The following is a 15,915-nucleotide window of genomic DNA, read 5'->3' on the forward strand; positions in this document are numbered from 1 at the left end:
CTCACAACGAGCCGATGGTCACCGAACGCTCCTGGGCAAAGCCCCAGTCCAGCAGTTGGGCGGCCTGGTCCCAGTAGGTCGGACCACCCTCGTGGATCAGGCCGTACATCATGGCGATCACCAGGCGGCGGCCACCGCGGTCAGCGGCGGCGACAAAGGTCTTCCTGGCGGCGTCGGTGAAGCCGGTCTTGCCGCCGATGGTGCCCGGGTAGCGCTGCAGCAACTGGTTCTCGTTGACGATCGGCTCGACGCCGGTCGCGGTGGGGAAGCTGGCGGCCGGCTGCGCGGTGATCTGGGCGAAGTACGGGTTGGCCATCGCGGCGCGGAAGATGATCGCCAGATCACGCGGGGTGGTCCAGCCCGAACCGCCGGCGCCGTCCAGACCGGACGGGGTGGCCGCATGGGTATCGACGGCGCCGATCGATGCGGCCATTGCGTTCATCTTGGCCACCGCGGCGTCGTAGCCACCGATCGTGTCGGCCAGCGTGTTGGCGGCGTCGTTGCCCGACACCAGCAGCACGGCGTCGAGCAGCTGCCGGGCGGTGTAGGTGTGGCCCGGGACGATGCCGGCGCAGTTGCACTCGACCTTGGTGTCGGCGACGTTGGCGACCACGGTGGTATCCAGGCTGGGCAGCTCGCTGAGCGCGGTCAGGGCGAGCAGTGTCTTGATGGTGCTGGCGGGCGGGTGCCGCATATCCATGTCGCGGCCGGCCAGCACCTGGCCGGAGTCCATGTCGGCGATGATCCAGGCCGGCGCAGGTCCGGCCGGTATCGGCGCGGTGCCGACCGGTTGGACGTCGATGTCGGCGGATGCCGCGGGTGGGACGGCAGTGAATGTGAGCGTGAGTGCCGCCGCCAGGGCTGTTGTGATGGCGGTTACGAACCTTCTCATGGGGTCATGAGCCTACTGGCCTTCACTGATCATTGCCGTCCAGCCGGCGCGGTGGTGTTCAATCGAGCCATGCTGAGTCTGGAAGAGATCTCCGACCGACTTGAGATTCAACAACTGCTGGTGGCCTACTCGACGGCGATCGATACCCGCCAATTCGATGATTTGGAACGGGTTTTCACTCCCGACGCCTACATCGACTACCGCGCGATGGGCGGCATCGACGGGCAGTTCGGCGAGGTGAAGACCTGGCTGGCCCAGGTGTTGCCGAACTTCCCGGCGTACTCGCACATGCTGGGCAATTTCGATGTCACCATCACCGGCGACACGGCAAAATCCCGCACCATCTGTTTCAACCCGATGGTCCTGCCGGCCGGCACCGACGGCCAGAGCCAGGTGCTGTTCTGTGGTCTTTGGTACGAGGACGAGTTCATCCGCACCGCTGACGGCTGGCGGATGACCCGTCGCGTCGAAACCAAGTGCTTCGACCGCGTGGTCTGAGCCGCCGCTGCCGGCGGCGCGTGGTCTGAACCGCTCACATTGCGGGCCGTTTCAGGGCGTAGGCCTGCTGTAGGTCGTTGCCGGGAACGAAGAACATGCGCATGGTCAGGTGGTTGAAGGTGTCGTATGCCCAGCGGGTGATGGGACCGCCCGGGGTCGGCGGGGCTGCGGGGTAGAGCTTGTCGGCCAGGAACCGCGCGCCTATCACTTTCCAGGCGCCGTGGCCCTGGTACGCGTACAGCAACGCCTGCGGTGCCGTCGGATCGAGTACCTGCGCACTCTTCGCGTCTGTCCGGTTGACCACCGTCATCGTCAGCGGGTGTCGGCCCGGGCCATGGGCGTCCACCTCGGCGAGGCGTTGAGCGATCTTGCGGTTGTGCTTTTCGGACTCGGCAAGCTGGGCGCCGACGTCGAAACCGGCAGCCTTGGCGGCGCCGAGATCCGACCAACCTGCCGTGGCCGCTTCGGTGCGTGAAAGCAGATCGGCTGCGGCCTGGCGTTGATCTGGGGTCGCCGATGCGACAGCGGGCAGGTCGGCGCCGGTTCGCAGGTCGATGCCGTACTGGTGCGCCCACGCCAGACGGGCGGCTGCCTCGGCCTTCTTGTCGTGCCTGGATTCCGGCGCGGAGGCCGGTGCGGCTCCGGTCGATGCGGTCGGGTGGCTCGGTTCTGGCATGGTCAAAGCCACGGCGATGGCAGATACCCCCGCCACCACGGCCGCCACAACTGTGGCGATCACCCACATCCGCCGCGGCTTGGCCGGGGCCGGGGCAGGGGCGAAAACCGTGGTCGGTTGCTCGTCAGGCAGATGCATGCCTACAGGGTGTGGGGTGAATCTGGGGAGAACCTGACTTCCAGCGGGACAGCAGGATGACAGTCTGCGATTTTTCATCGACCCGCGTGCTCTGGCACAATTGTCGGCTGTCTGTCCGCGACTCGTTCGATGCGTCGCGCGGCGGTCACACACGTGAGGCAAAACCGGACCGGGCAATCCGCTCGAGTCGCTGAATTGCAGCGTGGCAATCACAGGAGATGTTGATTCATGGCTGTCAAGATCAAGCTCACCCGGCTTGGCAAGATCCGCAACCCCCAGTACCGCATCATCGTCGCCGACGCGCGCACCCGCCGCGACGGCCGCGCCATCGAGGTCATCGGCCGCTACCACCCGAAGGAAGAGCCAAGCCTGATCGAGATCGATTCGGAGCGCGCGCAGTACTGGCTGGGTGTTGGCGCTCAGCCCACCGAGCCCGTCGCGGCCCTGCTGAAGATCACTGGTGACTGGCAGAAGTTCAAGGGCCTGCCGGGTGCCGAGGGCACGCTGAAGGTCAAGGCGCCCAAGCCGTCCAAGCTGGATCTGTTCAACGCCGCGCTGGCCGCTGCCGACGAGGCTCCCGCCGGCGAGGCCGTCACGCTGAAGAAGCGCAAGGACAAGAAGGCCGAAGAGGCCCCGGCCGAGACCGAGGCCGCTGAGGCCACCGATTCCGCCGAGGCTGAAGCGCCCGCAGAATGAGCAGCGTCGTCGTCGACGCCGTAGAACATCTGGTCCGCGGGATCGTCGACAACCCCGACGACGTCCGTGTCGACATGGTGACCAGCCGTCGTGGCCGCACCGTCGAGGTGCACGTGCACCCCGATGACCTGGGTAAGGTCATCGGGCGCGGCGGTCGTACCGCCACTGCGCTGCGCACTCTGGTCGCCGGCATCGGCGGCCGGGGTATCCGCGTCGACGTGGTGGACACCGACCAGTAGCTCAGAGAAGGCGAATATGGACCTCGTGGTCGGCCGGGTCGTCAAGGCGCACGGCATCAGTGGCGAGGTCGTCGTCGAAGTACGTACCGATGACCCCGGCGAGCGTTTCTCGCCGGGGTCATCGTTGCGTGGTAAGCCGGGGGCGCGTGCCGTCGAGCGGGCGGAGCGCACGTATGTGATCGAATCCGCGCGTGAGCACGGCGGCCGGCTGCTGGTGCGCCTGGTCGGGGTCGCCGACCGCGGTACCGCCGACGAGATGCGTGGCACCCTGTTCCTGGTGAATGCCGCCGATCTACCACCGATCGACGAGCCCGACGAGTTCTACGACCACCAACTCGAGGGGCTGAAGGTCCGCACTGTCGACGGTGTCGAGGTCGGTGTGGTGATCGAGGTGCTGCACACCCCGGGTGGTGAATTGCTCTCGGTGCGAACCGAATCGGGCAAAGAGGTGTTGGTGCCGTTCGTCACCGAGATGGTGCCGACGGTGTCGCTGGCCGATTCCCTGGTGGAGATCGACCCGCCGGACGGCCTACTCGAGTTGGAGTGAGTCCGGTGCGCATAGACGTCGTCACGATCTTTCCGGCCTACCTCGACGCGTTGCGACAATCCTTGCCCGGCAAGGCAATCGCCAGCGGCATTGTCGAACTTGGTGTGCATGACCTGCGCCGGTGGACTCACGATGTACACAAGTCGGTGGACGACTCGCCGTACGGCGGCGGCCCCGGCATGGTGATGAAGGCCCCGATCTGGGGTGCTGCTTTGGACGAGATCTGTTCCCCGGAAACAGTTCTCGTGGTCCCGACGCCGGCCGGTCGGTTGTTCACCCAAGAGCATGCGCACCGCTGGACCGCGGAGAAGCACTTGGTGTTCGCCTGTGGGCGTTATGAGGGCATAGATCAGCGCGTGGCCGACGATGCCGCCCGCCGGATGCGGGTCGAGGAGGTATCGATCGGCGACTACGTCTTGCCCGGCGGTGAGTCGGCGGCGCTGGTGATGATCGAGTCGGTGGTCCGGCTGCTGCCCGAGGTACTCGGCAATCCGGTTTCCCACCAAGACGATTCGCACTCGGCACACGTCGGGGGAGTGCTGGAGGGTCCGAGCTACACGCGGCCGCCGATGTGGCGTGATTTGGAAGTGCCGCCGGTGTTGCTCTCCGGTGACCACGCCAAGGTTGCGGCCTGGCGTCGGGAACAGGGACTGCAGCGGACCCGCGAGCGCCGGCCAGACCTGTTGCGGGACTAGCTGATTCGTCCGCCGGGGAAAATCGTCTTGACGGCGTCGGTGATGGTTGTCCGTGCGGTGGCGTCGTCGGTGGGCTGCAGTGAGCCGATCGCCATCACGTAGCGGTGGTCTGCGCCGATCACTCCGGTCGACATGTGCATCCAGTTGTTGCCGTTCCACTGCGGCATCCAGCCCTGCTTGACCGCGACGGGCTCGCCGTAGAGCCCATCGGGGATGCCGAAGCGCTGCGGATAGCCGTCGGCGCCGGTCGGAGTGGACTGCGCCAGGTTGGACAGGATGATGCTGGCCTGCTCGGGCGGAAGCCCGCCGCGGCCGTCGAGCAGCTGATCGTAGTAGTGCACCAGGTCGCCCACCGTGCTCATGGTGTTCCACCAGTTGCCGTCATAGGGCACCGACGTCCCGGTCAGCCCGTAGCGAGCCGCGACCCGGGTGATGACGTCATTCCCGCCGCTGCGGCTCCAGAAGACATTGGCCGCCGAGTCATCGGACGAACGCAGCATGGTGTCGAGCTGCTCGTGGTCCGCCGCAGTCAAGGCGATTTGGCCCTTGGCTTCCTGCAACAGCAGATCGTCTGCGATGAACAACTTGGCCACCGACGCGATCGGCATCGCGGAGTTGTCCCCGTTGGTGATCAGCTGGCCGGTATTGCGGTCCAGCACCGCGGCGTAGATGGTCGCACCGGAGTTGGCGGCGTTGTTGGTGGCGACGTGCTCGCGGGTGTCCAGGCCGGTCAGTCCGGCGGCCGGATCGACCGCCGGCGCATCGGGCAGCGGCGCGGTACCGACCAGCGGCACGATGCTCAGTTCCGGCGCACTCGGCGAGGCGCCATACACCTTGGCTTCGCAGCCGGCTGCGGCCATCACCGCGGCGGCGGCCGCGACCGTGATGGTGAACAGCTTGAGCGGCTGCATGCTTCTCCTTGTCGGGCGGCGCGCCAGAGACGGCCGATAACTTGCTGTATGCGCCGGGTTTGGGTCCGGGGTACCGAGCGGAAACCTCGGACCGACGCGGTCGCACGAAATTCGAAGGGAAAGCTTAACCGCTGGATGAGCGATATGTGTCTGTAGTTATCCTGTGTGACGCGTCTGGCATGCGTGGCGTCGCGATTTCGTCACTCAGCACCCATCTGGCACAATTGAGCAGTTGTCTGCGCTGGGCGCGGGGATCTTGTGCACGAGTTTTACTCAGGCGAGGCCCCGACCAGCAGCGACATCCAACCTGTACGCCCGAAAAGATGGCCCGACATCGTGTCGATAACCCGACCGATGGCATCGGCCGCGAACTAGCAAGGAAGTGTCACCGAAATGCAAACGCTGGACTTCGTCGACCAGGCGTCGCTGCGCGACGACATCCCGGCCTTCAACCCCGGCGACACGCTCAACGTGCACGTCAAGGTCATCGAGGGCAACAAGCACCGCATCCAGGTCTTCAAGGGTGTCGTGATTCGTCGCCAGGGCGGCGGCATCAGCGAAACCTTCACCGTTCGCAAGGAGAGCTACGGCGTCGGTGTCGAGCGCACCTTCCCGGTGCACTCGCCCAACATCGACCACATCGATGTGGTGACCCGCGGTGACGTGCGTCGCGCCAAGCTGTACTACCTGCGCGAGCTCCGTGGCAAGAAGGCCAAGATCAAGGAGAAGCGCTGATCCGTGAGCGGATCCAGCGACGACACTGCTGCCCCGGACAGTAGCTCCGAGGATTCCGTAACCGACGGTGAGACTGCCTCGGCCGAGCAATCGGCCGAGGCACAAGCCAAGCCGCGATTCGCGGCGCTTCGCGAAGGCGCCATGTTGGTGGCCATCGCGTTGGTGCTCTACTACGTGATGCTGACGTTCGTGGCGCGGCCGTATCTGATTCCGTCCGAATCGATGGAGCCGACGCTGCACGGCTGCACCGGCTGCGTGGGCGACCGGATCATGGTCGACAAGGTGACCTACCGGTTCACCGCCCCGAAGCCCGGCGACGTGGTGGTGTTCAAAGGCCCGCCAAACTGGAATCTCGGTTACAAGTCGATCCGGTCGGACAACTCCACTGTGCGCGCCATCCAGGACGCCCTCTCGGTTGTCGGCTTCGTGCCACCCGACGAGAACGATCTGGTCAAGCGGGTCATCGCGGTCGGCGGCCAGACCGTGCAATGCCGCGCCGAGACCGGCTTGACGGTCGACGGCAAGAAGCTCGACGAGCCCTATCTGGACCCGGCGACCATGATGGTCGACCCCGCCGTCGAACCATGTCTGGGCCCAGACTTCGGTCCGGTCAAGGTGCCGGACGGACGGATCTGGGTGATGGGCGACAATCGGACCCACTCGGCCGATTCCCGGGCCCACTGCACGAACGTCCCGGCCGACGCCCTCAAGGGGCTGATGTGTACCGGTGACCCGATGGCGGGCACTGTGCCGGTACCCAACGTGATCGGGAAGGCCCGGTTCATCGCCTGGCCGCCGTCGCGCTGGGGCTTGGTCAAGACGTTCGATCCGCAGACCGGCAGCTAAGGACGCCGCGTTGCCGCGGGCCGTTTCCTCTTCGCGCGAGCGCTCATCGGGCAGCTGGCCGCCCCGCACCGTGATTCGCAGGTCTTCGGGCCTGCGCACCCTGGAATCCGCGCTGTACCGCTGTGGGCTGGGTCCGGTGGCCGGGGTCGACGAGGTCGGTCGCGGCGCCTGCGCCGGACCTTTGGTGGTCGCGGCCTGCGTGCTGGGTCCGAATCGGCTCGAATCGCTGGCGGCACTCGATGATTCCAAGAAGCTCACCGCCAAGGAACGCGAGCGGCTGTTCCCGCTGATCTGCCGGTATGCCGTCGCGTTTCACGTGGTCTTCATCCCGTCGACGGAGGTCGACCGTCGTGGCGTGCACATCGCCAACATCGAGGGCATGCGCCGTGCTGTCGCGGGACTGCCGGTACGTCCGGGTTACGTGCTCTCCGACGGATTCCGGGTACCCGGGCTGGCGGTGCCGTCACTGCCGGTCGTCGGCGGTGACGCCGCAGCGGCCTGCATCGCGGCGGCCAGTGTCCTGGCGAAGGTGAGCCGCGACAGACTGATGGTCGAGATGGAGAATGACTACCCCGGATACGGTTTCGCCGATCACAAGGGGTACGGCACTGCAGCTCATACCGGCGCATTGGAGGAGCTGGGGCCGTGCCCACAGCACCGGTTCTCTTTTGCCAACGTGCGCAGCGTGGCATTGGCACACCACCGCCGGTCGGGGTGAGGAAAGATGGATGATCTGCACACCGAAATCGATCTACCCGAAGGGCCGCTGAACTGATGAGTCTGAGCCGATGAGTGCCGAGGATCTCGAAAAGTATGAGACCGAGATGGAGCTCTCGCTGTACCGCGAGTACAAGGACATCGTCGGGCAGTTCAGCTATGTCGTGGAGACCGAGCGACGCTTCTACTTGGCCAACAGTGTCGAGCTGATTCCACGCAACGCCGACGGCGAGGTGTATTTCGAGCTGCGCCTGGCCGACGCCTGGGTATGGGACATGTACCGGCCGGCCCGGTTCGTCAAGCAGGTGCGGGTGATCACCTTCAAAGACGTCAACATCGAAGAGGTCGAGAAGCCCGAACTGCGTCTGCCTGAGTAGTTTTCGGCCGTGTCGACAATCGGCGAGCTGTTCGCGGTCATCGATCTGGCCGGAGTCCTGACCAACGCGATCCTGGGCGGCATCGTCGCTCGCGACGAGCGGATGGACCCGATCGGCTTCCTCACCTTGGCGCTGTTGTCCGGTCTGGGTGGTGGCATCATCCGGGACACCCTGCTGCAGCACGGTCCGCCGGTGGCGCTCACCGACTTTCGTTATGCGTTGTGTGCTGTGGTCGGAGCGGCGATCGCCTTCCTGATGCCGATCGGCGGCCGGGCGTGGCACGCGGTGTTTCCGTACGTGGACGCCCTGGCACTGGGTTTCTGGGCGACCGCAGGTGCACAGAAGACATTGGCACTCGGGCTCGGCTGGGTGCCGGCCCTGCTGTTGGGGACCATCACCGCAGTCGGCGGTGGGACGTTACGCGACCTGACGGTGCACCGCGTGCCGCAGATCTTCCGCGGTACCACCCTGTACGCGACGAGCGCCCTGGCGGCCAGCGCGGTGGTGATCGGATTCTGGTACGTCGGGTTGGCGCAGGTCGACGCCGTCGTCGGCACTGCGGCGGGTGCGGTGTTGTGTCTGATCTCGCGGCGTCGTGGCTGGCAGCTGTGGAGCGGGTTGTCGTGGGAGTACGACTTCGCGCGCAAGCCGGGACAGAAGTTGCCGCACGTCTCGGTGCGGATGATCAAAGACGACCCGCCCCCTGCTGATCAGCGGTAGCGCAGCTCGAGGCGCTGGTGCCGGCGCACCATGATGCTCGGCACCCATTGCGCGGCGGTCATGTCGAACCACGCGGTGTTGTCGAGCAGGGTGCCGATGGCGATGCGGGCTTCGGTGCGGGCCAGTGCGGCACCGACGCAGAAGTGCAGGCCCTTGCCGAAAGCCAGATGGTTCCGTTGGCCGGCACGATCGAGCCGGAGCTCATCGGGGTCGTCGAAGGCCTCCGGGTCGCGGTTCGCTGCACCCCACATCAGCAGCAGATGGCTGCCCTTGGGCAGTGGCGTGCCGCCGAGCGAGGTGTCGGTGATGACATGGCGATGGTGGTTCCGAAACGGCGACTCCATGCGCAGGGTCTCTTCGAGGAGCGCGCCGACGAGTTGTGGGTCGTTGCGGACCTGCTCTTGAACGTCGGGGTGGGTGGCCAGTAGCCGGGCGGCATTGCCGATCAGTCCCGCGGTGGACTCGCCGCCGGCTCCGACCAGTTGGATCAACATCAACACCGCGGTGTCCGCGTCGACGATGCCTGCTGCTTGTGCGCGGGCCAGATCACCCAGCAGGTCGTCGCCGGGGGACTGTTGGGCCTGTGCGAACTTCTCGAAGAGATAGCCGGCCAGTTGGGCCGAGGTGTTGACCGCGGCGGTGAGATGGTCGATGTCGAATACCCCACCGAGCAATTCGGTGCTGCCGTAGCCCAGCTGGACCAGGCGTGGCACGTCGTCGTCGGGTAGGCCGATCAGCTTGGCCACCAACGTCATTGGCAGCCGATCGCCTATCGCCTCCATCCACTCGATATGCCCGTCGGCAGCGCCGCGGTGCCATAGCTGCCGGCTGGTCTCGGTTACGAACGGCTCCAGTGCGCGGATGCGTTTGGCGACCAGAGCCGGCAGGACCAGTTTGCGTTCACGGGCGTGGTCGGGGTCGTCGGCGGTGGCCAGCACATGCCGCGCCGTGCCACCGGCGTCCATGTCGAACGTCGAGGACCGGGTGCCGTGGCGCACCAAGGTGGCGGTGAGGTTGGACGAGAAGTCGTCGGTGCGGGCGGTTGCGCCCAGCACGGTGTCCCACGTGGTCGCCAGGTAGAAGTCGGTATCGGCCAATTGGTGCACGCCGCCCTCTGCGCGGAGGCGGGCATAGGTGGGGTAGGGGTCTTCGAGCTGTTCTGGTTCGAGGAGATCTGAAACAACTTGCACGCGTTGAGTTTTGGAGTCATGGGTGGGCCTTGTCAAGCGATTGCGAAAGATGAGAAAGCCGGCGGTGACGACGCAGTGGCGGGGTATCTCAACGGAGGCGCCGACCTGCCTCGACGTAAGGAGTTATGGGTATTTTGTCTCGCAGTGAGACAAAATGTTCAAGTAGTATCAGTGGCCATGGACTGGCTTGCCGGTGGTGATCGGGCCGAGCTGGCCATCGAACGCATCTACGTCGCGGCATCCGAGAGTGCCGCGGCCCGCGGATTGGATCGGTTGAGCGTCGACGAGATCGCCGCGCGGGTCGGGTGCTCGCGGGCCACGCTGTACCGCCACGTCGGCGGCAAGAAGGCGTTGCGGGACGGGGTGCTCGCCCGCGCCATCTCGCGGGTCGGGGTCCTGACATCCGAGGCCGTCAACGGCCTGACCGGCCAGGACAGGGTTATCGTGGCCATTTTGTCGGCGCTGCGGGCCGTGCGCGACGATCCGGTGGCCGCGTCCGTGACGCGCGGTGGCCCCGCCGTCGACAGGATGATGCTGGATTCGCCGCGGCTGGCTGCGGCGGCCGCCGAGCTGTGCGGTGTGGACGATTCCGTGGCCGCCGAATGGATTGTTCGGGTGGTGCTGTCGCTGTTGTTCTGGCCGATGCCGGACGCGGCCACCGAGGAATCGGTGGTGCGCCGGTATGTGGCTGCCGGAGTGTGTTTGCTGTGATGTCCCGCCCAGTGGTCGGGCCTGCACAAATCGTGATTCGGCATTGTTAGGCTAGCGAAATGGCAGGCAAGGACCCACAGGCCAAGTCCTCGCTGGCAGCGACGAGCTGGACGCTGCTGGGCATGCTGTCGTACGAGGAAGAGCTGAGCGGTTACGACATCAAGAAGTGGATCGACTGGAGTGTCGGTTTCTACTATTGGAGTCCGTCGTACAGCCAGATCTACACCGAGCTGAAAAAGCTTGAGGGACTTGGCTACCTGGAGTCGCGTGTCGAACAGGACGAGGGTCTGCGCAGCCGCCGGCTGTACAAGATCACGGCCCCCGGCATGGAGGCCGTGGCGGACTGGACCAACAATGCTCCGGTGGATCCGCCCGTGCTGAAACACAGTGTGTTGCTTCGGGTTACGTTCGGCCATCTGAGCAACCCGACTCGTCTCAAGGAGCTGCTGGAACAGCACATCGCCTATTGCGATGCGATGGAACGGCAGGCCGCCGAAGACTCCGAGGGTGCTCAGGCTCAACCGGTATGGGCGTATTCGGTGATCGCGCTGCGGTGGGCGGCCAAGTACTACGCCGCCGAGCGGGAATTCGCACTGGAGCTGATGAAGGACATCGACGAAGCCGACGCAGTGCTACAGACGGCGGCCAGAGGCGTGGCCGGTCTCCCGCGTTCGACACCGGGGTTGTGGCGTGATGTCGAGCGACAGGTTCAGGGCACCCGCGATCCGTAGGGCTTTCCATCCTGGGTTGGACAACCCAGAATGGTTGCATGGCTTCGGGTCGACCTGCGGTTCTGGTATTCGACGTGAACGAGACGCTCATCGATATCGAATCGCTTGGCGTGCACTTCGACCGGATTTTCGGTGACCCCACGGTGGTCCGTGAATGGTTCGGCCAGTTGGTCACGTACTCGATGACGGCCACACTGTCCGGCTGCTATGTCGACTTCTTCGCGCTGGGCCGGGCGGTGCTGCACATGGTCGCCGACATTCACGGCGTGCACATCGCAGCCGACGACCTTGATGCGTTGGCCGCCGGTATGCGGACGATGCCGGCACATCCCGACGTCGAGGCCGGGTTGTCCGCGTTGCGCGCGAACGGCTATCGGCTGGTCACCCTGACCAACTCGCCGCATCTGCCGGGTGTGGCAACACCTCTGGACAATGCCGGGCTGGCTCACCATTTCGAGCGGCAGTTCACCGTGGACCAGTTGCGGTTGTTCAAACCGGCCACGGCGCTGTACCTCGACGTGGCGCGGCAGCTGGAGGTGCCGACCGGCGCGTGCATGATGGTCGCCGCGCATGTCTGGGACACCATCGGCGCGCATACCGCTGGATTCGGCGGCGCGCTGATCACCCGCCCGGGAAATGCGCCGCTGCCTGTCGATGGGCTGTCACAACCGGATCTGATCGCCGCCGACCTGGTAGACCTCGCGGCTCAGCTTGGCGCCGCCTGAAGCGCTTCGGTGATGATGGCGCGCACCGTGTCCGGTGCGGTGAGCAGCGGCGTGTGATCCACCTCGTGTCGCCGGACCTGCGCTCCCATCCGCTCGGCCATGAACGCCTGGGTGCATGGATTGATCATCCGGTCCTGATCGGCGATCAGGTACCAGGCGGGCACCCTGCGCCAGCCCGGCTCCGACACGGGCTGTTGGATGCAGGCTGCCGAAATGGGCCGCTGAACCGCGGCCAATACCGCCAGGTCCTCCGCGTCGGCGTGTTGGGCGAAGGCGCCGGCGAACGCATCGGGTGGCAGCCAGATGTCGCCGTCGGCATCCGGCGCGAGTTGTGGTGCCGCGGGATGGGGCGGCTCCCGGTAGAAGACGTCGGCGACGGTTTCCCCGGTATCCGGTGCCAGCGCAGCGACATAGACCAGGGCGGCGATCTGCTCGTGGGTGCTCTCACCGATCACCGCGCCGGCGTACGCGTGCCCGACCAGGACGACCGGGCCGTCGACGCGTTCGATGGCCCGGTCGAGTGCGGCGACGTCATCCGGGAGCGACCGCAGGGGGAGGGGAGCGGCGGTGACCGACATGCCATCGCGCTGTAGTAGGCCGATGACCCGGCTCCAGCTGTAGCCGTCAGCCCAGGCGCCGTGGACCAGTACCACGGTCGGTGTATTCGCTTTCACGACAGTTCCTTTCGACCATTGTGGCGGTCAGGTCAGTGGTTCGCCGCCGTCGATCTTGAGCATCGCGCCGGTCATGAAAGCGTTGGTCATCGCGAACAGCGCAGCGTGCGCGACATCGTCGACCGTCCCGATCCGGCCCGCCGGGTTGTGCTCGCTGATGTGCTCGAAGTAGGTTCGTTTGCCTTCCTCGCCCATCTGGTCCCAGGCCCCGGTGTCGATAACACCCGGCGAGATCGCGTTGACCCGGATGGGTGCGAGCTCGACGGCCAGGGAGCGGGTCAGGAAGTCGACCGCTCCGTTGGTGATCGCCACCCCGAGGTAGCCGGCGCTGACCTTGAATGCGTTGACACCCGAGAACAGCACCAGCGATCCGCCGGGATTGATATGTGGGGCAAGGTATTTGGCCACCATGGTGGGTCCGAGGACCTTGGTGTTCAACGACAGCAGCAGGGTGTCGCGCTGCAGTTCCGACAGCATGCCACGGGCGCGAGCGGAGGCCGTAGAGACCACGTGGTCGACCGTGCCGATCCGCTCGGCCAAGGCGGCGATCGACGCATCGTCGGTGACGTCGACGACCTCTGCAGTGATCCGGGGATCGCCGTACGCCGCGGCCAGCTTGGTCCGGTCGCGGCCGGCGACGACCACATCGGCGCCCTCGGAACGGGCCAGCAGGGTGATCGCCCTGGCGATGCCGGAACCACGTCCGATCACCAGAACCTTCTTGTCGTTCAGCGAGGTACTCACGGAGATGCTCCTTGCGTCGTCAAAAATTGGGTGGAGCAACCCAAACATAGACACCCGGTCAGTGCTGGGTCAATGTCTTTGCTGCACTGGATATTTGCTGTGAGTGCAGAAACAGCTGCTGGTGCGAAGCCGACCGATTCGGCATAATGGGCTGAACAACCCATTATTGTGATGTCGGCGAACGGAGATTTCGATGGCACGAGTTCATCACCGCTACGTCACCGTGGACGGACATCGGTTGTTCTACCGCGAGGCCGGCGATGAGAAGGCCCCGGTGGTGGTGCTGCTGCACGGGTTTCCGACGAGTTCCTACATGTTTCGTGATCTGGTACCGGCCCTGGCCGACCGGTACCGGGTGATCGCCCCAGACCATTTGGGATTCGGGTTGTCCGATGCGCCGCCGGTCGAAGAGTTCGATTACACCTTCGACGCGCTCGCAGCCTTGACCTCTGGGCTGTTGCGCGGTCTCGGCGTCGACAGATACGCGATGTACGTCCAGGACTACGGCGCACCGATAGGGTGGCGGCTGGCATTGGCGGACCCTGCGGCGGTCACCGCGATCATCAGCCAGAACGGTAACGCGTACGACGCCGGCTTCGTGGAGAGCTTCTGGAAGACGGTGTGGGACTACCAGGATGCCCAGACTCCCGAGACCGAGGCGGCGGTGCGGGCGTTCCTCACTTTGGAGGCGACGCGGTGGCAGTACGTCACCGGGGTCGATGATCCGACGCTGCTCGACCCGGAGTCCTGGCACCACGACTACGCATTGCTCTCGCGTCCGGGCAATGATCTGGTTCAGCTGGCTCTCTTCCGCGACTATGCGACGAATGCGCCGATGTACCCGCGGGTGCATGAGTACTTCCGGGCCACCGGGGTGCCACTGTTGGCGGCGTGGGGTCGCAGCGACGAGATCTTCGGTCCGGCCGGAGCTGAGGCGTTCGCCACCGATCTTCCGAATGCCGAAGTGCATCTGCTGGAAGGCGGTCACTTCCTACTCGAATCGGCGCTCGACGATGCGACAGTGCTGATTCGGGCGTTTCTGGCCAAACATCTGACCGGAGGCTGACCACCACGGGAGTAGCCTGAACGGTTGATGGTCACTGCAGATCCGGGCGCCGAGCGGCGGTACACCGCAAAAGGCCGAGCTACCCGTGAGCGGATTCTGCAGGCCGCCGCCGAGGTGATTCTGGCCGAGGGGTTGTCCGGACTGAGCATGGATAAGTTGCGCAGTACTGCATCGGTCAGCGGATCACAGCTCAGCTACTACTACGACGACAAGCAGGCATTGATCCGCGCTGTGCTCGAACGGCAGATCGAGGTGGTGCTGGACTTTCACCGCCAACCGCAACTCGGCGGCTTCGAGACGTTCGACGACTACGAACGCTGGATCGACCGCAACGTCCGCTACCTGCGCCGCATCGGATACGTGGGCACGCCGACCTACCATGCGCTGGCCGGCCAACTGATCAAGTCGGACGAATCAACCCGCGCCACACTGGGACTCGGATACCGCCGGTGGATCGCGTTGTTCGAGCAGTCACTACAGCGAATGAAGGATCGCGGTGTCCTGGTGGCCAACGCCCGACCGGCCGATCTGGCGCTGGTCCTGGTGGCGGCACATCAAGGCGGCGGCACCATGGCCTTCACCTTCCGTCAGGAGTGGCCACTGACCGACGCCCTGCGGTTCGCGGTCAACTACCTGCGTTGCTTTGCCGCCGATCCGGCCGAGCGTGTGCCGCGCCGTCCTCGGCGGGTCCGTGACCGTCGTGAAATACGTTCCGGTGTCATTGATTCCGACCACGGCGAGCGTTTCACCGGCAAGGGCCTGGCCACTCGCTCCCGGATTGTCGACAGCGCCGCGCAATTGATGTTCGCGCAGGGCGTCGTCGGCACCAGCCTCGATGATGTGCGCCGAACTGCCGGGGTCAGTGGCTCGCAGCTCGCCCACTACTTTTCCGGCAAGCGCGATCTCACCCGGCAGGTCGTTGCCTCGCGTACCCGTGATGTCCTGCACTTCCACACCCAGCCAACGATGGCAGCGCTGGATTCCGTTGGCGCGCTGCGCTCTTGGGTATCGGCCTGTGCCGCCGATGTCGCGCCGGTGTATCTGCGGGGTGGGTGTGTGTACGGATCTCTGGTCGGCGAGCTGCTGGAATCCGATGAAGAACTGCTCGACGATCTTGCTGCCGGCTACGGCCGATGGGTACAACTGTTCCGCGATGGATTCATGGTCATGCGCCGCAAGGGTGAGCTGGTGCCCGAGTCCGATCCGCGTCATCTCGCGGCGGTGATGGTGACTGCGCACCAAGGTGGCGCCATGCTCACCTATGCGCTGGGCAACCCTGACGCTTTCGGGGTGGTGGCCGGGGCGGCCGTCGATTACGCCGGTTCTTTCCAGCCGCCTGTCAAGCGGGTGGGGCGCTGACGGCGCGGTAGGCGAGTGGGCCGCGGGC

General features: G+C 65.5%; 19 protein-coding genes and 2 pseudogenes. 15 read left to right on the plus strand and 6 right to left on the minus strand.

Features of this window, described 5'->3' with window-relative positions:
• Position 1 precedes the first annotated feature (1 nt).
• On the minus strand, positions 2-892 hold the full coding sequence (locus ABIA30_RS01350; RefSeq protein WP_370061363.1) for a D-alanyl-D-alanine carboxypeptidase family protein: 891 nt from the start codon (positions 890-892) through the stop codon (positions 2-4).
• 69 nt (positions 893-961) lie between these two features.
• On the opposite strand from ABIA30_RS01350, the gene ABIA30_RS01355 reads away from it, so the two are divergent.
• Positions 962-1,390: a nuclear transport factor 2 family protein gene (locus ABIA30_RS01355; protein WP_370063214.1), complete on the plus strand. Its 429-nt coding sequence runs from the start codon at positions 962-964 to the stop codon at positions 1,388-1,390.
• Positions 1,391-1,424: 34 nt separating this feature from the next.
• Here ABIA30_RS01355 and ABIA30_RS01360 read toward each other — a convergent pair whose 3' ends face one another.
• Positions 1,425-2,204 carry a hypothetical protein gene (locus ABIA30_RS01360; protein WP_370061365.1) on the minus strand — a complete coding sequence of 260 codons (780 nt, stop codon included), beginning with the start codon at positions 2,202-2,204 and terminating at the stop codon, positions 1,425-1,427.
• Between the two features lie 228 nt (positions 2,205-2,432).
• On the opposite strand from ABIA30_RS01360, the pseudogene rpsP reads away from it, so the two are divergent.
• From rpsP to trmD, 4 genes and pseudogenes are all read left to right on the plus strand, one after another.
• A pseudogene (gene rpsP, locus ABIA30_RS01365) lies at positions 2,433-2,874 on the plus strand (30S ribosomal protein S16); the annotation flags it as partial.
• Positions 2,875-2,896: 22 nt separating this feature from the next.
• Positions 2,897-3,139 carry an RNA-binding protein gene (locus ABIA30_RS01370; protein ID WP_003881089.1) on the plus strand — a complete coding sequence of 81 codons (243 nt, stop codon included), beginning with the start codon at positions 2,897-2,899 and terminating at the stop codon, positions 3,137-3,139.
• A 16-nt stretch (positions 3,140-3,155) separates the two neighbouring features.
• Positions 3,156-3,686 carry a ribosome maturation factor RimM gene (gene rimM / locus ABIA30_RS01375; RefSeq protein ID WP_370061367.1) on the plus strand — a complete coding sequence of 177 codons (531 nt, stop codon included), beginning with the start codon at positions 3,156-3,158 and terminating at the stop codon, positions 3,684-3,686.
• A gap of 5 nt (positions 3,687-3,691) precedes the next feature.
• A complete protein-coding gene (gene trmD, locus ABIA30_RS01380) occupies positions 3,692-4,381 on the plus strand; it encodes a tRNA (guanosine(37)-N1)-methyltransferase TrmD (RefSeq protein WP_370061369.1) in 690 nt (229 codons plus the stop codon).
• Here trmD and ABIA30_RS01385 read toward each other — a convergent pair.
• The gene (locus ABIA30_RS01385) at positions 4,378-5,292 is read right to left on the minus strand and encodes a serine hydrolase (protein ID WP_370061371.1); all 915 of its coding nucleotides are present in this window, start codon (positions 5,290-5,292) and stop codon (positions 4,378-4,380) included. The genes trmD and ABIA30_RS01385 overlap by 4 nt on opposite strands.
• A 393-nt stretch (positions 5,293-5,685) precedes the next feature.
• Here ABIA30_RS01385 and rplS point away from each other — a divergent pair, with 393 nt between their 5' ends.
• The 5 genes and pseudogenes from rplS (at position 5,686) to ABIA30_RS01410 (ending at position 8,687) form a co-directional block, all read left to right on the plus strand.
• Positions 5,686-6,027, plus strand: a complete 342-nt coding sequence (rplS, locus tag ABIA30_RS01390) for a 50S ribosomal protein L19 (RefSeq protein ID WP_370061373.1) — start codon at positions 5,686-5,688, stop codon at positions 6,025-6,027.
• A gap of 3 nt (positions 6,028-6,030) precedes the next feature.
• Entirely contained in the window at positions 6,031-6,873 is an 843-nt protein-coding gene (gene lepB / locus ABIA30_RS01395; RefSeq protein ID WP_370061375.1) for a signal peptidase I, read from the plus strand.
• Positions 6,874-6,883: 10 nt separating this feature from the next.
• A pseudogene (locus ABIA30_RS01400) lies at positions 6,884-7,564 on the plus strand (ribonuclease HII); the annotation flags it as partial.
• 97 nt (positions 7,565-7,661) lie between these two features.
• Positions 7,662-7,967 (plus strand): DUF2469 domain-containing protein, encoded by a 306-nt coding sequence (locus ABIA30_RS01405; protein ID WP_003893809.1) that lies wholly within the window; start codon positions 7,662-7,664, stop codon positions 7,965-7,967.
• 9 nt (positions 7,968-7,976) lie between these two features.
• Entirely contained in the window at positions 7,977-8,687 is a 711-nt protein-coding gene (locus ABIA30_RS01410) for a trimeric intracellular cation channel family protein (protein ID WP_370061378.1), read from the plus strand.
• Here the strand turns inward: ABIA30_RS01410 and ABIA30_RS01415 are convergent.
• Positions 8,678-9,877, minus strand: a complete 1,200-nt coding sequence (locus ABIA30_RS01415; protein ID WP_370061380.1) for a cytochrome P450 — start codon at positions 9,875-9,877, stop codon at positions 8,678-8,680. The genes ABIA30_RS01410 and ABIA30_RS01415 overlap by 10 nt on opposite strands.
• Positions 9,878-10,054: 177 nt before the next feature.
• Here ABIA30_RS01415 and ABIA30_RS01420 point away from each other — a divergent pair, with 177 nt between their 5' ends.
• Genes ABIA30_RS01420 through ABIA30_RS01430 form a run of 3 tightly spaced genes read left to right on the plus strand, consistent with a single transcriptional unit; the run spans position 10,055 to position 12,044 of the window.
• Complete coding sequence (locus ABIA30_RS01420; protein ID WP_370061382.1) at positions 10,055-10,588, plus strand: TetR/AcrR family transcriptional regulator; 534 nt, start codon at positions 10,055-10,057, stop codon at positions 10,586-10,588.
• 59 nt (positions 10,589-10,647) lie between these two features.
• Entirely contained in the window at positions 10,648-11,319 is a 672-nt protein-coding gene (locus ABIA30_RS01425; protein WP_370061384.1) for a PadR family transcriptional regulator, read from the plus strand.
• Between the two features lie 38 nt (positions 11,320-11,357).
• Positions 11,358-12,044 (plus strand): haloacid dehalogenase type II, encoded by a 687-nt coding sequence (locus tag ABIA30_RS01430; RefSeq protein WP_370061386.1) that lies wholly within the window; start codon positions 11,358-11,360, stop codon positions 12,042-12,044.
• On the opposite strand, the gene ABIA30_RS01435 is transcribed toward ABIA30_RS01430, so the two are convergent.
• Complete coding sequence (locus ABIA30_RS01435) at positions 12,026-12,718, minus strand: alpha/beta fold hydrolase (protein WP_370061388.1); 693 nt, start codon at positions 12,716-12,718, stop codon at positions 12,026-12,028. The genes ABIA30_RS01430 and ABIA30_RS01435 overlap by 19 nt on opposite strands.
• Positions 12,719-12,745: 27 nt before the next feature.
• Positions 12,746-13,462 (minus strand): SDR family oxidoreductase, encoded by a 717-nt coding sequence (locus ABIA30_RS01440; RefSeq protein WP_370061390.1) that lies wholly within the window; start codon positions 13,460-13,462, stop codon positions 12,746-12,748.
• A 193-nt stretch (positions 13,463-13,655) separates the two neighbouring features.
• On the opposite strand from ABIA30_RS01440, the gene ABIA30_RS01445 reads away from it, so the two are divergent.
• Positions 13,656-14,528, plus strand: a complete 873-nt coding sequence (locus ABIA30_RS01445; RefSeq protein ID WP_370061392.1) for an alpha/beta fold hydrolase — start codon at positions 13,656-13,658, stop codon at positions 14,526-14,528.
• Positions 14,529-14,555: 27 nt separating this feature from the next.
• A complete protein-coding gene (locus ABIA30_RS01450) occupies positions 14,556-15,887 on the plus strand; it encodes a TetR/AcrR family transcriptional regulator (RefSeq protein ID WP_370061394.1) in 1,332 nt (443 codons plus the stop codon).
• Positions 15,888-15,915 lie beyond the last annotated feature (28 nt).

Source organism: Mycobacterium sp. MAA66 (genome assembly GCF_041261665.1).
GTDB lineage: Bacteria > Actinomycetota > Actinomycetes > Mycobacteriales > Mycobacteriaceae > Mycobacterium.

Bases quoted from the DNA above. Each gene is read 5' to 3' on its own strand.
- ABIA30_RS01350 (WP_370061363.1), bottom strand. From the start codon at position 892: ATGAGAAGGTTCGTAACCGCCATCACAACAGCCCTGGCGGCGGCACTC.
- ABIA30_RS01355 (WP_370063214.1), top strand. From the start codon at position 962: ATGCTGAGTCTGGAAGAGATCTCCGACCGACTTGAGATTCAACAACTG.
- ABIA30_RS01360 (WP_370061365.1), bottom strand. From the start codon at position 2,204: ATGCATCTGCCTGACGAGCAACCGACCACGGTTTTCGCCCCTGCCCCG.
- ABIA30_RS01370 (WP_003881089.1), top strand. From the start codon at position 2,897: ATGAGCAGCGTCGTCGTCGACGCCGTAGAACATCTGGTCCGCGGGATC.
- rimM (WP_370061367.1), top strand. From the start codon at position 3,156: ATGGACCTCGTGGTCGGCCGGGTCGTCAAGGCGCACGGCATCAGTGGC.
- ABIA30_RS01385 (WP_370061371.1), bottom strand. From the start codon at position 5,292: ATGCAGCCGCTCAAGCTGTTCACCATCACGGTCGCGGCCGCCGCCGCG.
- rplS (WP_370061373.1), top strand. From the start codon at position 5,686: ATGCAAACGCTGGACTTCGTCGACCAGGCGTCGCTGCGCGACGACATC.
- ABIA30_RS01405 (WP_003893809.1), top strand. From the start codon at position 7,662: ATGAGTGCCGAGGATCTCGAAAAGTATGAGACCGAGATGGAGCTCTCG.
- ABIA30_RS01420 (WP_370061382.1), top strand. From the start codon at position 10,055: ATGGACTGGCTTGCCGGTGGTGATCGGGCCGAGCTGGCCATCGAACGC.
- ABIA30_RS01425 (WP_370061384.1), top strand. From the start codon at position 10,648: ATGGCAGGCAAGGACCCACAGGCCAAGTCCTCGCTGGCAGCGACGAGC.
- ABIA30_RS01430 (WP_370061386.1), top strand. From the start codon at position 11,358: ATGGCTTCGGGTCGACCTGCGGTTCTGGTATTCGACGTGAACGAGACG.
- ABIA30_RS01445 (WP_370061392.1), top strand. From the start codon at position 13,656: ATGGCACGAGTTCATCACCGCTACGTCACCGTGGACGGACATCGGTTG.
- ABIA30_RS01450 (WP_370061394.1), top strand. From the start codon at position 14,556: ATGGTCACTGCAGATCCGGGCGCCGAGCGGCGGTACACCGCAAAAGGC.